Annotated in this window: 12 protein-coding genes and 1 pseudogene; 6 read left to right on the top strand and 7 right to left on the bottom strand. The window is 57.3% G+C overall.

The window, feature by feature from the left end; all coding sequences use genetic code 11:
- Positions 1 to 222 precede the first annotated feature (222 nt).
- The 7 genes from ACI2KG_RS00065 to ACI2KG_RS00035 form a co-directional block, all read right to left on the bottom strand.
- Positions 223 to 771 (bottom strand): hypothetical protein, encoded by a 549-nt coding sequence (locus tag ACI2KG_RS00065; RefSeq protein ID WP_404660274.1) that lies wholly within the window; start codon positions 769 to 771, stop codon positions 223 to 225.
- A 209-nt stretch (positions 772 to 980) separates the two neighbouring features.
- Entirely contained in the window at positions 981 to 1,274 is a 294-nt protein-coding gene (locus ACI2KG_RS00060; RefSeq protein ID WP_404660273.1) for a hypothetical protein, read from the bottom strand.
- A gap of 90 nt (positions 1,275 to 1,364) precedes the next feature.
- Entirely contained in the window at positions 1,365 to 1,667 is a 303-nt protein-coding gene (locus ACI2KG_RS00055; RefSeq protein ID WP_404660272.1) for an immunity protein Tsi6 family protein, read from the bottom strand.
- Between the two features lie 122 nt (positions 1,668 to 1,789).
- Positions 1,790 to 2,041: an immunity protein Tsi6 family protein gene (locus tag ACI2KG_RS00050; protein ID WP_404660594.1), complete on the bottom strand. Its 252-nt coding sequence runs from the start codon at positions 2,039 to 2,041 to the stop codon at positions 1,790 to 1,792.
- A 39-nt stretch (positions 2,042 to 2,080) separates the two neighbouring features.
- Complete coding sequence (locus ACI2KG_RS00045) at positions 2,081 to 2,326, bottom strand: polymorphic toxin type 46 domain-containing protein (protein WP_404660271.1); 246 nt, start codon at positions 2,324 to 2,326, stop codon at positions 2,081 to 2,083.
- Between the two features lie 41 nt (positions 2,327 to 2,367).
- The gene (locus ACI2KG_RS00040; RefSeq protein ID WP_404660270.1) at positions 2,368 to 2,631 is read right to left on the bottom strand and encodes a hypothetical protein; all 264 of its coding nucleotides are present in this window, start codon (positions 2,629 to 2,631) and stop codon (positions 2,368 to 2,370) included.
- Between the two features lie 9 nt (positions 2,632 to 2,640).
- Positions 2,641 to 4,065, bottom strand: coding sequence for a DUF6861 domain-containing protein (locus ACI2KG_RS00035; protein ID WP_404660269.1), 1,425 nt, complete (start codon positions 4,063 to 4,065; stop codon positions 2,641 to 2,643).
- A 714-nt stretch (positions 4,066 to 4,779) separates the two neighbouring features.
- Here ACI2KG_RS00035 and tssI point away from each other — a divergent pair.
- From tssI to ACI2KG_RS00005, 6 genes and pseudogenes are all read left to right on the top strand, one after another.
- Positions 4,780 to 6,636 carry a type VI secretion system tip protein TssI/VgrG gene (tssI, locus tag ACI2KG_RS00030; protein ID WP_404660268.1) on the top strand — a complete coding sequence of 619 codons (1,857 nt, stop codon included), beginning with the start codon at positions 4,780 to 4,782 and terminating at the stop codon, positions 6,634 to 6,636.
- Positions 6,637 to 6,646: 10 nt separating this feature from the next.
- On the top strand, positions 6,647 to 7,231 hold the full coding sequence (locus ACI2KG_RS00025) for a hypothetical protein (RefSeq protein WP_404660267.1): 585 nt from the start codon (positions 6,647 to 6,649) through the stop codon (positions 7,229 to 7,231).
- Positions 7,232 to 7,262: 31 nt separating this feature from the next.
- Positions 7,263 to 7,718 (top strand): DcrB-related protein, encoded by a 456-nt coding sequence (locus ACI2KG_RS00020; protein ID WP_400615791.1) that lies wholly within the window; start codon positions 7,263 to 7,265, stop codon positions 7,716 to 7,718.
- Positions 7,719 to 7,724: 6 nt separating this feature from the next.
- Positions 7,725 to 11,951 (top strand): RHS repeat-associated core domain-containing protein, encoded by a 4,227-nt coding sequence (locus ACI2KG_RS00015; protein WP_404660266.1) that lies wholly within the window; start codon positions 7,725 to 7,727, stop codon positions 11,949 to 11,951.
- Positions 11,948 to 12,583, top strand: coding sequence for an imm11 family protein (locus tag ACI2KG_RS00010; protein WP_404660265.1), 636 nt, complete (start codon positions 11,948 to 11,950; stop codon positions 12,581 to 12,583). Before ACI2KG_RS00015 ends, ACI2KG_RS00010 begins: the two co-directional genes overlap by 4 nt.
- Before the next feature lie 186 nt (positions 12,584 to 12,769).
- Positions 12,770 to 13,044 (top strand): annotated as a pseudogene (locus tag ACI2KG_RS00005) (hypothetical protein); the annotation flags it as partial.

Raw genomic sequence — 13,044 nt, 5'->3', positions numbered from 1 at the left:
CTGAAGTGCTAAAAGAACGGTAAAAATTGGCGTAAAAAGTTTTTTCCAAAAAGTGAAGGGGGTCTCATTTTTTTGCGTCGAGCCGCTGGCACTCGACTGCCATCGCGGCGCGTTTCAATGATGGCAATGCGACGGAATATGCCGTGCCGAAGCGGTTTCGTACGGTGGTTTACAGCGGCTTAAAGCCAGCTAGGCGCCTCTCGATTCTTTCGAATCAAGAAGCTAGCGGCCATCCACTTGGACGCAGATGTTCTGTTTGCCCACGATTTTGCATGGCCAGTTATCGTTGATGTAGCTGTCTGGGCTGAAGCACATACGCTCATCGTTTACCCAGAACATTTGCCAACCTGAACCCGAGATACGCAGCTTTGGGCACGACCAGTAGCCCTTGGCGGAAAGTGTGGCAGTGGTCAGCGCGATCAAGACAGGCGCTACGACCATGAGTGCAACCGTCAATTTCATCGAGCGCAGTTGAAGCGCGTAGAGCCAGGAGGTTTTGGGCGGGTCGAATTTCTGGCCAGTCCAGGCTGCGATCAGGCAGCCCAGGGCCATGACCGGTGCGAATGGTATTGCCGCGACAACGAAGAATGATTTGAGGGGCGTTTCCACGACCGGTGCATCCCGGTAGATACGACCGTAAAGCGGGACGATTTCAGTCCAGAGCACGTAGACGCCAAGCGCCCCCACAGCCAGTAGGCAAAGGGCCAGGCCAATGCCCGCCAGTTTGTAAAGGATCGGGGATCTTACATGGAGTTCGGCATGATTCTTCACGATAGCCTCAGCGTTCCTTGCTGCATCGGTCTGGTCTTTGCTGCTACCTGCACGGATCGTTGCCAGTGAGCAGTCGGTTCAGCAGAATGTTCGCATGGATGAGCGCAACTCACAGCAAGGAATGAGCATGATCGATTTGAGAAGTCCGGATGCTAGCACTTACAGCTTTGCATGGGCGACGTGATCAGTTTGAAGTGATCAAGGTCTGTTCATTTAAGCTTGTAGCTTCTGAAAAGCTTTCGAGCGTCGTCCGTCGATGAGTTCGATGTAAATGGCATAGCGCTATTCATGGTCACGGTACGCGCCCAACGGTTTTCAGTAAAGTAGCGATGGCCAGGGATGTCGCGCGCCTCCATGGGGGTGGTGATTTCTTCATTCGTAGCACGCTTGAGCAGGCCATCCAGTTCCTCGAGCAATAGGGCCGCAGCGCGCTGTTGGTGTTGATAGTGCTCAAGCAGCCTGCGCAGCGCCGTAGCCGAGTGCCTCAGCGCAGCTGGATTCATGGTGGGGTTCCTGTCATATCAGGTTGTGGTTCACCTCCCACGGTCGCAGTGGAAACCTCAGCGGTTTGGTGGTCGGCGTCCCCTAGGTAATTATTTTTCTCCAGGCAGGCGAATCTTCAGGCCGTTGGCTGATTGCTCTGCAATGTAATAAACGTGAAGCAATGCCTCGGCGAGGGCTTCGTCCGTGGGTTCAAATTCCTTAGCCGCGATAGCACCAATCGTCAGTCTGTGCAGCTTCGATTTATCCTTTTCCGTACCGTCGAACACGGCCCTGATGTACTTTAACTGATCGATGACGGTGGCGTAGACAGGAAAGCCAGGGATGCGATTTTGGCGGTCAATGGCGACTGCGAGCGCTTTGTCTACATACTCGAGTGGTGTAGTCGGTTTCATGTTAATCACCTGGGCTTACCCACTTGAAAAGTGATTTCTCGGTGGAGGTTATCTGCCTTGCCCCGCCCAGCGTCCGTTCCTGCTATCGATGTTCAGTGTCTGGCCTGATCGAACCTCGGCAATCAATCGGGTAGTTGAATCTTGAGGCCACGAGCCGACTGGATGGCTACGTAATAGGCGTCTTTCAGTGCTCTGGCCAACTCGGGGTCATTTTCTTCGAATACTTTCGAGGCAATGGCGCCGATACTGAGTTGGTGGAGTTTTGATTTATCCTGCTCGCACCCTTCGAACACGGCTTTCACATAGTCAAGTTGATTAAGTAGCATCCCATAAATGGGGTAAGCGGGACAGGCCTTGTTCCGCTGTGCGGTGATGTCGATTGCCTTCTGTACATAGCCGAGGGGGTGTGGGTTTCATAATGCACCTGGTGTTAACAGTTTGAAGAGCTCGCGTTGGCCACAGGTCATCTGCCGAGCACCGCCAATGGCGTTATAGGGCTGGGAAGGAACGGACCAGGTATCCAGTACCGGGCATGGTTGACCCTGATTGTGGAGGGTGTCAATTGCATTGACCAGACGCCGCGATTGGGTGTGAGGGACTGCATCACATTTACCGCAGCGTGAGATGGCGCCACCCAGGTTGTGGGTAGGATCAAACATTCATGCAGTGTCGGATTTCGTCAGCATCTGTCTGTGTGGCGCTAGATGGCCGTGCCCCGATTTTTTCCCGGCTTGATGATCAGTAATTCATCGAGTTCTCTTTTACGGCATTTGATGACGAAAGCCAGAGCCGCATCAGGGTCATCCATGAAGGCTTCAAACGTAGCTGGAGCGAGGGCGTAATACTCTTCGTAGTCAACCATGCCGTTGCTGACTGGAAACGAAACGTAATACTGGCCAGCGTCTTCTTCGATGCCGATGGAGTACATGTGCTGACGACTGATGAAAAGATCTTTGAATTTCATAGGGGGCCTTCAAAAAAGGGGGGCGGTGTTGAACATCTCGGCGGCAATACCCGCCGCGTCTATGACGGCCTCGCTGTTGCCGTCAGGTAGCTTGCCACCAGGGATCCAGAACTCGTTAGCACCGGCTTCATTTCCTGAAGGAATTCGCAGATTCAACTGCTTCGGATCAGGGATGTCTACCCGGACCAGGGCATTGGTATCAAGGAAATTCTCAGGTAAGCCAAGGGCTTGCTCCAAGGCGCGTTTGTCACCTGCTGTCTTGGCTAGTAGTTCGGTTGCTTCGTGGCCTGGCATGATGAATGACGTACCATCTCTCTGTGCGATGCCGTATTTCTCAAGGTTTGTCTGGGTCATGAAGCGTGAGGCACCATTTTCGAACTGGGCCAGGTGTTGCGCGACATAATCTGGGTCTAGATAAGTAACAGGGTCGGGCCTTTCGCCTTTGGCGATTGCAAGAATATCCTGTTCGGTGAATCCTGGTTTGTATTTGGGTTTTGGTGGCTCGGCAGCCTTCTGCGATAGCTCGCGAGATCGTTCATTAGCACGTGGTGGTTCAGCCTCTGCACGCTTGAGTGGTGTGGCATCGCGTGCTTGAAGTTCAGGATGCGCCAACAGCTGTTGCTCGTTTTTTGCCAACCAGGCGGCCAGTTGCTTGTTGGACATTTCCGCCTGCAGCCGCGCACTGCGTATAGCGGGGGTTTCCATATTCCTCAAAATACCCGCCTTCATCTGCCCCCGAGTAAGGTAGGTGACAATGGCTGTCAGCAACAGCAACACCAGTTGCTCCTGCCCGCGGGCCAGCTGGCGGGCAGCGCGCTCCACGCGCTCCTGGGCTTGCGCCGACGAACCGCCGGTTGGGTCCAGACCCGCAGGCTTGAGGCCATCCTCGGCAAACCACGCCGTGGCCATGCCTTGCTGCAAGGTCGACAAACAGGCCGGCAGACCCTGGTAGAAATACTCGGCGATGGCGGACAGCCCCAGGCCCATGAGGATAAGGTTGCCGACCTGCAGGCCGATGCCGGCACCCGCCACCGCCCCTGGTGCAGCGCCAACGCCAAAGGCGAACGCCCCGGCCACGCCACCGGCGAGCGAGCCAACCGCCACGCTGCCACCGAGGATCATCGACACTTCTTTGACCAGTTGCAGGAGTACCGGCAGGATTTGCTCTATGCCGATGGAGGACCACTTGCGCTTGAGGTTGTCCTGGATGATCGGGTAGGACAGGGCCATGGCCTGGCGTACGTTGTCGATGCGCTGGCCACCCAGGTAGCCGTAGGCCTGATTGGCACCATTGCTCACTCGGCGGCTGAACCCGTCCCAGGCTTCATGGGCGCTGTTCAGGCCGCTGTCGACGCTCTGGTTGAGCTCGCTGAATTTCTGTTCGAGATTGCGATCGATGTCGCCCCAGCTGGGTATGTTGGTCAAAAGATCCATTTCGCTTCACTGTCCATGGAGGTGGGCGGCGCTTCGGCGGCGAGCGCAGCATGTCGCGTCAGACCTCGAGATTGGTGTGAAGATCCGACGGAGCGTTCATTGTTGTCATGGCAGCGGTGTGCGGCAATGATGGCAATTAAGCATCGTCGCCCGCATCATTGGTGTTCGCTTGCCGCAAGTGCCAGTACGGCCAGGGTCCACGCTAGCCATTTGCCAGAATGGATGAATGGCGAAAAATTTGAACCAATCCACGTTATGAAACATTGTTCTCCGCGAGCGCCGTGGACGTAGAGGTAGCGTACGGCTCGAATTTGCGTGGTCAGGTATAGGCTCCGCTCACCACTTGTAAAACCTTCTGCTACGGGCCATTCGGCGCTGGCTGGTAGCGTCTTGGCGCAGCAGTGACGGTTACGAAAAAGTGGCGATGTGATATCGCCTTGCGGGGCTCTAAGCTCAGCATTGCAAGGCTTGCGATGGGTTGACAGGGCATCGTTTGCCGGTGTCTCCTTTTAGGCGCTTCTGCCTGCCTGGCATTCGGAAATGTGAACCAGGTCGCATTAAATTCAATGCATGATGGCACTTTCCATCATGCCGGCAGTCGCATGATTCCGCAGGGCACGCGCGTGATGTGCGCATGCCGAATACGCCTGCAAGAACAGAGTTGTAGCTGAGCATCGCAAGCGCGTGCTGGCCGTGTTTTCAAGGAGATTTCGCATGATCATGGACCTGGCCTCCGCGCTGCTGTCGCCGCAGAACCGCCGCCTGTTCAAGTTCCACAACTTGGCCAACCCCGAGCAGGAACTGCTGCTGGAAACCTTCAAGGGCGTCGAGGCCCTGTCGCGGGCGTTCAACTACGAACTGCTGCTGGTCTGCGAAGATTCCGGCTTGCCACTGAAGTCGATGATGGGCCAGCATGTCAGCATCGAGATTGAACTGGCCGAAGGCGGCCCGCGGCACATCACCGGTTACCTCACGCGCTTTGCCAGCATCGGCAGCGACGGTGGCATGGCGCGCTACACCGCCACGCTCAACCCGTGGTTCTCGATGCTAAAGAACCGCTTCGATACGCGGATCTTCCAGGGCAACACGGTCGAGGAAGTAATCACCGAAGTGTTCGCCCTGTGCCCGGCGTTCTCCCGCCACGAATTCCGCCTGACCCGCCCGCAGAAGCGCTACACCTACATCACCCAGTACCGCGAAACCGACTTCAACTTCGTTCAGCGCCTGCTGGAGGAAGAGGGGATGTTCTATTACTTCGAGCACACCGCCGAAGGCCACACCATGATCATCTGCGATGACTCAAGCACCTTGGTGGACATCCCTGAACAACCACAGATCCGCTTCCACAGCGCATCGGTCACCGAGACCGCCGACTCCATCACTCAGTGGAGCGGCAACCGCCAGCTGCAGTCCGGCAAGATGGCCACGCAGACCTTCGACTACCGCCAGCCCAACAACCGTTTGCCGGTGGCGATGAACAGCGTGAACAAGCAGGGCGACGTGGAAAACTTCGAAATCTACGACTTCCCCGGCCAGTACACCCACGGCACCTACGACGAAGGCGAAACCCTGCTGCGCCTGCGTATCGAGGCGCTGGAACTGCGCGGCAAGAAGTTCGAAGGCGCCAGTAACTGCCGGGCCATGAAGCCCGGTTACACCTTCGAACTGCTGCAGCACTATAGCCACGACCAGGGCGCCGTCGAAGACCGGCAGTTCCTGCTGATGAGCGTGGAAAGCGAAGGCCACAACAACTACCTCAGCGGCCAGCAGGCCAGCTACTTCAATACCTTCAGTTGCGTGCGCAAGAAGATCCCGTTCCGCCCGCAACTGAGTACCCCCAGGCCAACCATCGCCGGCCCGCAGACCGCGATCATCGTCGGCCCGCCTGGCGAAGAGATTTTCACCGACGAACTGGGTCGCGTGAAGATCCAGTTTCACTGGGACCGCAAGGGCCAGCACAACGACCACAGTTCGTGCTGGGTGCGCGTGGCCCAATCCGGCGCCAGCGGCGGCTTCGGCAGTATCCAGATCCCACGCGTTGGCGACGAAGTGGTGGTGGTATTCCTCGACGGCAACCCCGACCGCCCGCTAATCATGGGCAGCCTGTACAACAGCAGCAACACGCCGCCTTGGGCGCTGCCGGCGAACAAGACCCAGAGCGGCTTCCTGACCCGGTCGATGAAGGGAGACGGCGGTACGGCCAACTTCTTCCGCTTCGAGGACAAGGCCGGCGCCGAGCAGATCATCATGCATGCCGAGCGCAACATGGATACCGAGATCGAGCTGGATGAGACCCATGATGTGGGCAACAACCGGACGATTACCGTTGGCGGCACGCATACCGAAAGCGTAAAGAAAGATACGGTGGTGCAAGTCACTGAAGGCTCCTACACCTTGCAGGTCGACAACCAGTTCATTCAGGTGTCCGCCAAGCAGCACATCATCCTGCAGGTGGGTGAAAGCAGCATTACGTTGACGCCGGAAGGCATCGAAATCAAAGGCAAGGCCATCGTAACAACGAGTACCGACACTACCCAGATCACTGGCGCGGCAGTGCGAATCAACGACTGAGACACGGTTCATGTACAAGACCTCGATCTACGACCGCCTCTCTGCCAAGCGCGAAGCGCAAGAGCAAGCTGCGCGGCAGGCCAGGCTAGCGGAAGCCGCCAACCTGCCTGAGCCTGTGCCCGAGGCGCAGCCGGTGCCGATAGCACTGCTGGATGTGGCCAGCGGTTTTACCTTCGCCGGTCTCAACCTGCAATTTCCGGCCGGCTTTCGCTTTCGCGATATTCAAACCACCCTTGAGCATGAAGGCGAACCGGTCAGCCTTCGCATCCGGCGTCGCGACGTTCGTTCCAGGCAACCCTTGCAGCTGCTGTTCGAGGACGCGGTCCAGGCCCTGCGCGAATCTACCCCACAGCTGCGCTTGATTCGTCAGCGTGATTGCCACATGGCTGGCCACCCAGCCAAGGTTTTGGACTTCCACTTCAATACCGGCCATGAGCCCCGGCACGGTCGCCTGGTCGGCGCGTTGGTGCCCGTGGTCGGCAGCGACTCGCAGCAATGGCTCGACATCTCCACAGTGATCGACCCGAGCAAGCCTGGCCTGAGCCAGTGGCTGGCAGAATTTGACCGCATGCTCGATGGCTTCGCGCTGGGCTGACTCCGTTCTCTTTATCAGGAATTTTCATCGCATGGATTACGAGTTGCAGGAAGGCAGCATGGCGCTGCCGGCAGGTTTCGAAGACCGCACAGTCAACATGTTCGTCCTGGGTGCCAGTGTGCCCGCACCTTTGAGCATTACCGTCTCGCGTGACACTTTGCTGCCGGACGAAGCGTTGCAGGCTTACGTGGATCGTCAGGTCAAAATGCTCACGTCCAAGCTGCGCGGCTACACCCGCATGGGTAACAAGGCCGTCTCGCTTTCGGCTACTGCGCCCATCGCCGGTATCCAGATCGACGCCTACTACATGAACCAAGGGCGCCCGTTGTACCAACGCCAGGCCGCCTTCATCATCGCCCCCGGACGTGCGCTGATCTTCTCCACCACGGCTCAGGCCGACTTCAGTGCACAGCAGAACCAGGACTGGGACAACCTGCTGGCCAGCTTCACCCCGCGTTCCCCGGCCGTAACCAACGAACAGGAGTAACCCTTCATGTTCGAAGCGGCCAGGTTCGGCGACGATATCTCGCACACCAGCGCGTTGGGGGGCTTCCTGATCGGAGCTGCCCTGGGTATCGCGCTGGTGGCCACGGTGGCTATCGCCACCTTCACCTGCGGGTTCGGCGTCGCATTGCTCGCCGGCCTCGCAGCCGGTATCGGGGGCAGCTTGCTGACCGCTGCCGGAGAGGCGATAGGCAGTATGTTCTCGTCCCCCTCAGGGACGATAACCACTGCCTCACCCAACGTGTTCATCAACAGCCGCAAGGCCGCCCGCGTCGAAAAAAGCATCGGTGCCTGCGACAAGCACCCAGGGCCGGTGCAGATTGCCGAGGGCTCGACCAACGTCTTCATCAACAGCGTTGCCGCGGCACGCAAGGGCGACAAGCTGACCTGCGGTGCGACCATTTCCGGTGGCTCGGACAACGTCATCATCGGCGGCGGCACCTATCGCTACCTGCCAGTGGATGATGAAATCCCGGAATGGCTGCGTACCACCGTGGATGTGCTGATGGCCATCGCTGGCGCTGCCGGCGGTATTGCCCAGCTGATCAAGGCCGGTAGCCAGGCTGGGATGAAAGCCATCATGCCCTGTGCCCTGAAATTCACGGCAGGCTTTGTCGCCGGTGAAGTCGCCAGCCGCTATGTGGTCGAACCGGTGGCGCGCAAGGCTATCGGTGGGCTGGTCGGCAACCCGGTCGACCTGACTACCGGCCGCAAACTGATCCCTGATGAAATCGACTTCAGCCTGCCTGGCCTGATGCCCATCGAATGGTCGCGTTTCTACGCCAGCGACCTCACCGTCGACAGCGTGCTTGGCCGCGGTTGGGTGCTGCCCTGGGAGCAAAGCCTGCGCCGCCAGGGTTCGTTCATTTACCTCACCGACAACCAGGGCCGCGAAGTCCCGTTCGTGGCCCTGCAGCCGGGCGAGCGCATCTACAACCCGCACGAGCAGGTGTACCTGGTATGCACCGAGGGCGGCCATTACATCCTGCAGACCCTCGACAACCTGTTCTTCTACTTCGGTGAAGTGCCCGACAGCAACACCGAAGTGCCGCTGCAACGTATAGAGAATGCCCTCGGCCACTTCCTGCATTTCACCCGCACGCCCGACGGCACCCTGACTGACATCAGCGCCACTGGCGGCATCCGCGTGCACCTGCACTACGACAACCCGCTGGGCCGCCTGACCGACATCAAGCGCGTGGTGAACAATGAAGCGGTCGAAACACTGACCCAGTACCGTTACGACGAACACGGTCAGCTGAATGCGGTAATCAACCGCAACGGCGACACCGTGCGCAGCTTCAGCTACGCCGAAGGCCTGATGGTCACCCACAGCAACGCCCTGGGCCTGGGTTGCCACTATCGCTGGGAAACCCAGGGCGGCAGGCCACGCGTGGTCGAGCACTGGACCAGTGACGGCGAGCATTACCATTTCCGCTACGACCTCGACGCCCGCACCAGCTGGGCCACCGACGTGCTCGGCCGTGAGCTGGAGGTGCAGTACAACGCCGACCATCGGGTCATCGCCAGCCGAGACTACGGTGGCGAACGCTATGCCATCGCGCTGGACGAGCAGGGCAACATGGTCGGTCTCGACCTGCCGGACGGCAATCGCCTGACCTTCAAGTACGACGAGTTCGCCCGCCTGCTCGAAGAAACCGACCCGCTGGGGCGCACGATCGCCTACGAGTATCACCACCTGACGACGCTGGTGACCAAGGTCAGCTACCCGGATGGCAGCACCTGGACGGCGCGTTACGACGACAAGGGCAACCTGCTCGCTGAAATCGATGCGCTCGGCCAGATGACCGAATACCTCAACAGCGACGACGGCCTGCCGCACACCATCATCGATGCGACCTTCAAGTCCAAGTACCTGTGGTGGAACACCCTGGCCCAGGTCGAGCGCTACCAGGACTGCTCAGGCAAGAGCACCTACTACCGCTACGACGAGCGTCAGCACCTTATAGCGGTGACCGATGCGCTCAACCAGACCACCTCGCTGGAGCGCAAACCGGACGGTGAAGTACTGCGCATCAACCACCCGGACGGCAGCACGGAAACCTTCACCTACAACGTCTATGGCCAGGTACTCAGCCACACCGACGGCAAGGGCCAGACCATACGCCTGATGCGCACGGCCCGCGGCCTGCCCAGCAGCCGCCAGGACGCCAAAGGCCAGCGGGTGCGCTACGAGTACGACAAGGCCGTGCGCCTGACCGCGCTGGTCAACGAAAATAATGCGACGTATAGCTTTGCCTACGACGTATCGGACCGGCTGAGTGAAGAAGTGCGGGTCGATAATCTGACCCGGCGCTTCAGCTATAACGTCGCTGGTCACCTCACCCGGCTGGATGAGATTGGCTATGGCGAAAGTGCCGAACGCCCAGAGCGTCATACGCTGTTTGAGCGCGACATCATTGGCCGCTTGGTCAGCAAGCTGAATAACGACGCACAGCAGCAATTCACCTATGACGACGGCGACCGGCTGCTGAGCATCGAGCGACAACCCAGCGGTATCGGCAAGCAGCTTGGGATCACGGAAGAAAAGCTGGAGTACGCCTATGATGTGTTGGGCCGGCTGACCAAGGAAGTCACGCCGGATGGGACGCTAAGCTACGAGTACGACCCGCTCGGTAACCTGACCACGCTGACCCTGCCGGACGGCCGCAAGGTCAACCACCTGTACTACGGCAGCGGGCACCTGCACCAGCTGAACCTGGATGGCCAGGTGATCAGCGACATGGAGCGTGACGACCTGCACCGCGAGGTCTACCGCACCCAGGGCAAGCTCACCAGTTGCTTTGGCTACGACGCGATGGGGCGCAAGGCTTGGCAGTTCGCCTCGACCTTGCCCGCCGACAAGCTTTCGCAGGCGCACAACACCGGCATCAATACCTCGCTGCTGGTGGAGCATGCCTACAACCCGATTCACCGGCGATACCAGTACGACCCGGCCGGTGAACTGGTGCGCACGCTGGACAAGCTGCGTGGCGAGATCAAGTACGAGTACGAAGCCAATGGCCAGTTGCGCAGCCGCGATACTGGCTCGCTGGTGGGTAGCGAAGAGTTCCGCTACGACGCGGCGGCCAACCGCCTGGACTTCAATGCGCGGCAGTTCGACAAGGTCAAGGACAACCGGATCAAGCAATGGCGGGATCAGGAGTATCGGTACGATCCCTGGGGCAACCTGATCGAGAAGCGCTCGGGGCATAGCAAGCTGCAGAGCTTTGTCTATGACTGCGAGAACCGGTTGGTTCGGGCTGAAACAGTGGTCAATGGCACGCTGGAGAGTACCGGGCAGTACCGGTATGACAGCCTTGGGCGGCGGGTTGCCAAGCGGGCTGAGATCAATGGTGAGGTCGAGCAGAAGCGCTTCCTGTGGCAAGGGTTGAGGATGCTGCGGGAGGAGACGCCTGGGCAGAGCATCTTGTACCTGTATGAGCCGGGTAGCTACGCGCCGTTGGCGCGGGTTGATCAGGCGGAAGGGGAAGAGCAGAAGCTTTATTACTTCCATACGGATCAGATCGGTACGCCGCTGGAACTGACAGGCAGCAATGGTGAGGTCGTTTGGCAGGCGACGTATCGCTCGTGGGGCGCCATTGAAAGTCTGGAAGTCGATGAGATACAGCAGAATTTGCGCTTCCAGGGTCAGTACTTCGATTATGAATCCGGGCTGCACTACAATACTTTCAGGTTTTATGATTCTGAGGTTGGGCGTTTCACCACTCAAGACCCCATAGGATTGGCTGGTGGGATAAATATTTACTCGTACACTATAAATCCAGTTCAAGAAGTTGACCCGTTAGGATGGTGCTCGACAAAGTTAGGTAATAACATGGGCGCTAGGAAGGGGGATGGGATGGCAAATCACCACCTCATTCCTGAAGAGATCATGAAGAAGCCGCGTTATGCCAAAATGTTTAACAAGCTTCGATCAATGGGCTTCGGCGACGACGGCGCATCCAATGGTATATTTTTGCCTGGCAGTAAAGATTTGACGCAGAAAATTGATCTTCCTGGGCATTGGTCTAGCCATGCTCAATATACTAATGTGGTAGAAACCAAGGTTTCCGCACTGAATGACGCTTTTAGGGCTGGTAAAGTGTCAGATACCCAATTGGTACTGGGGATTGGCAAGATTCAGGATTTCGCAAGAGAAAACCTCATGAATAATAATTTTGTAGTGGATTCTGTTACTGGGAGGCTTTTGTGAGTAGTGTTAAATATTATGCTTTGCGCTATGACTCTCAAGGCGTAGGCTGTCCAACTGTGTTGTCGGGCTTTTTCAATTGCGAAGAGTTTGAGTGGGACTCCTTTGAGCGTAATCCAATGGAGATAGTAATAGAGAATACATACTCTCTGGAGCTATCTGATCTGGAAATGGCACTCAATGATTTGGATTTCGATTACTACCAGCTAGGCGATACTTATGTTTCGAAAAAGTTTTTAGATGTTTGTGATAAAGTGGAGGCTAAATATAGGGCCGTTCCGTTAGAAATATCCTATGGCGGGGCTTCTCGGAAGGGCGACTTTTTTATATTTCTTCCCGGTGAAAGTCTGGCGGCGCTAGATAAGAGTAAGTCAGTATTTGAGGTTTCAAAAGACATGGAGACCGGTCTCGAAATTGAAAGTCCGATTTATCCGGGGTCCACGAGCATAGATAATATTACGAGTTTTGTGATCTCCCCGGCATTAGAGGGGGATCTTTTTAGATGTCAGGAAACGTTGGAGTTATTCTGTAGTGAAAAGTTTAAAGTTGCCGCTTGCGACTTGAAAGGGGTTGTCTTTGAGGAGGTTGACGAGCGCTATGCATATGATACGTGGGCTGAGTTTAATGATATTTGAATTGTTTTTACGTTGTTGATGAACTCGGTGCGTCTTTAGTTTTTAGTTGATCAGTCTTGCTCTTTAAAAGTATGCGGTTTCGTTGGCTCTACCAAGCCTGCGGTAGGGCCAAAACTTATGTCTGCTAAGAAGTGACTGAATATCTAGCACCGAAACTGAACGCGTCAACGATGGTCGCAATTTCGGTTGCGAACGCATGCCATCGAGCAGGACGAGCAGGACGAGCAGGACGAGCAGGACGAGCAGGACGAGCAGGACGAGCAGGACGAGCAGGGCAACATGGTCGGCCTCGACCTGCCAGACGGCAATCGCCTGACCTTCAAGTACGACGAGTTCGCCCGCCTGCTCGAAGAAACCGACCCGCTGGGGCGCACGATCGCCTACGAGTATCACCACCTGACGACGCTGGTGACCAAGGTCAGCTACCCGGATGGCAGCACCTGGACGGCGCGTTACGACGA

Source organism: Pseudomonas sp. NPDC089407, assembly GCF_044900445.1.
Taxonomy (GTDB): domain Bacteria; phylum Pseudomonadota; class Gammaproteobacteria; order Pseudomonadales; family Pseudomonadaceae; genus Aquipseudomonas.
Note: the sequence above shows the minus strand (reverse complement) of the source record. Positions and strands in the feature narration are given on the sequence as shown.

What these genes read in the sequence shown, in the direction of transcription:
- tssI (WP_404660268.1), top strand. Translation starts at nt 4,780, where the DNA reads ATGATCATGGACCTGGCCTCCGCGCTGCTGTCGCCGCAGAACCGCCGC.
- ACI2KG_RS00045 (WP_404660271.1), bottom strand. Translation starts at nt 2,326, where the DNA reads ATGTTTGATCCTACCCACAACCTGGGTGGCGCCATCTCACGCTGCGGT.
- ACI2KG_RS00055 (WP_404660272.1), bottom strand. Translation starts at nt 1,667, where the DNA reads ATGAAACCGACTACACCACTCGAGTATGTAGACAAAGCGCTCGCAGTC.
- ACI2KG_RS00060 (WP_404660273.1), bottom strand. Translation starts at nt 1,274, where the DNA reads ATGAATCCAGCTGCGCTGAGGCACTCGGCTACGGCGCTGCGCAGGCTG.
- ACI2KG_RS00020 (WP_400615791.1), top strand. Translation starts at nt 7,263, where the DNA reads ATGGATTACGAGTTGCAGGAAGGCAGCATGGCGCTGCCGGCAGGTTTC.
- ACI2KG_RS00040 (WP_404660270.1), bottom strand. Translation starts at nt 2,631, where the DNA reads ATGAAATTCAAAGATCTTTTCATCAGTCGTCAGCACATGTACTCCATC.
- ACI2KG_RS00015 (WP_404660266.1), top strand. Translation starts at nt 7,725, where the DNA reads ATGTTCGAAGCGGCCAGGTTCGGCGACGATATCTCGCACACCAGCGCG.
- ACI2KG_RS00025 (WP_404660267.1), top strand. Translation starts at nt 6,647, where the DNA reads ATGTACAAGACCTCGATCTACGACCGCCTCTCTGCCAAGCGCGAAGCG.
- ACI2KG_RS00035 (WP_404660269.1), bottom strand. Translation starts at nt 4,065, where the DNA reads ATGGATCTTTTGACCAACATACCCAGCTGGGGCGACATCGATCGCAAT.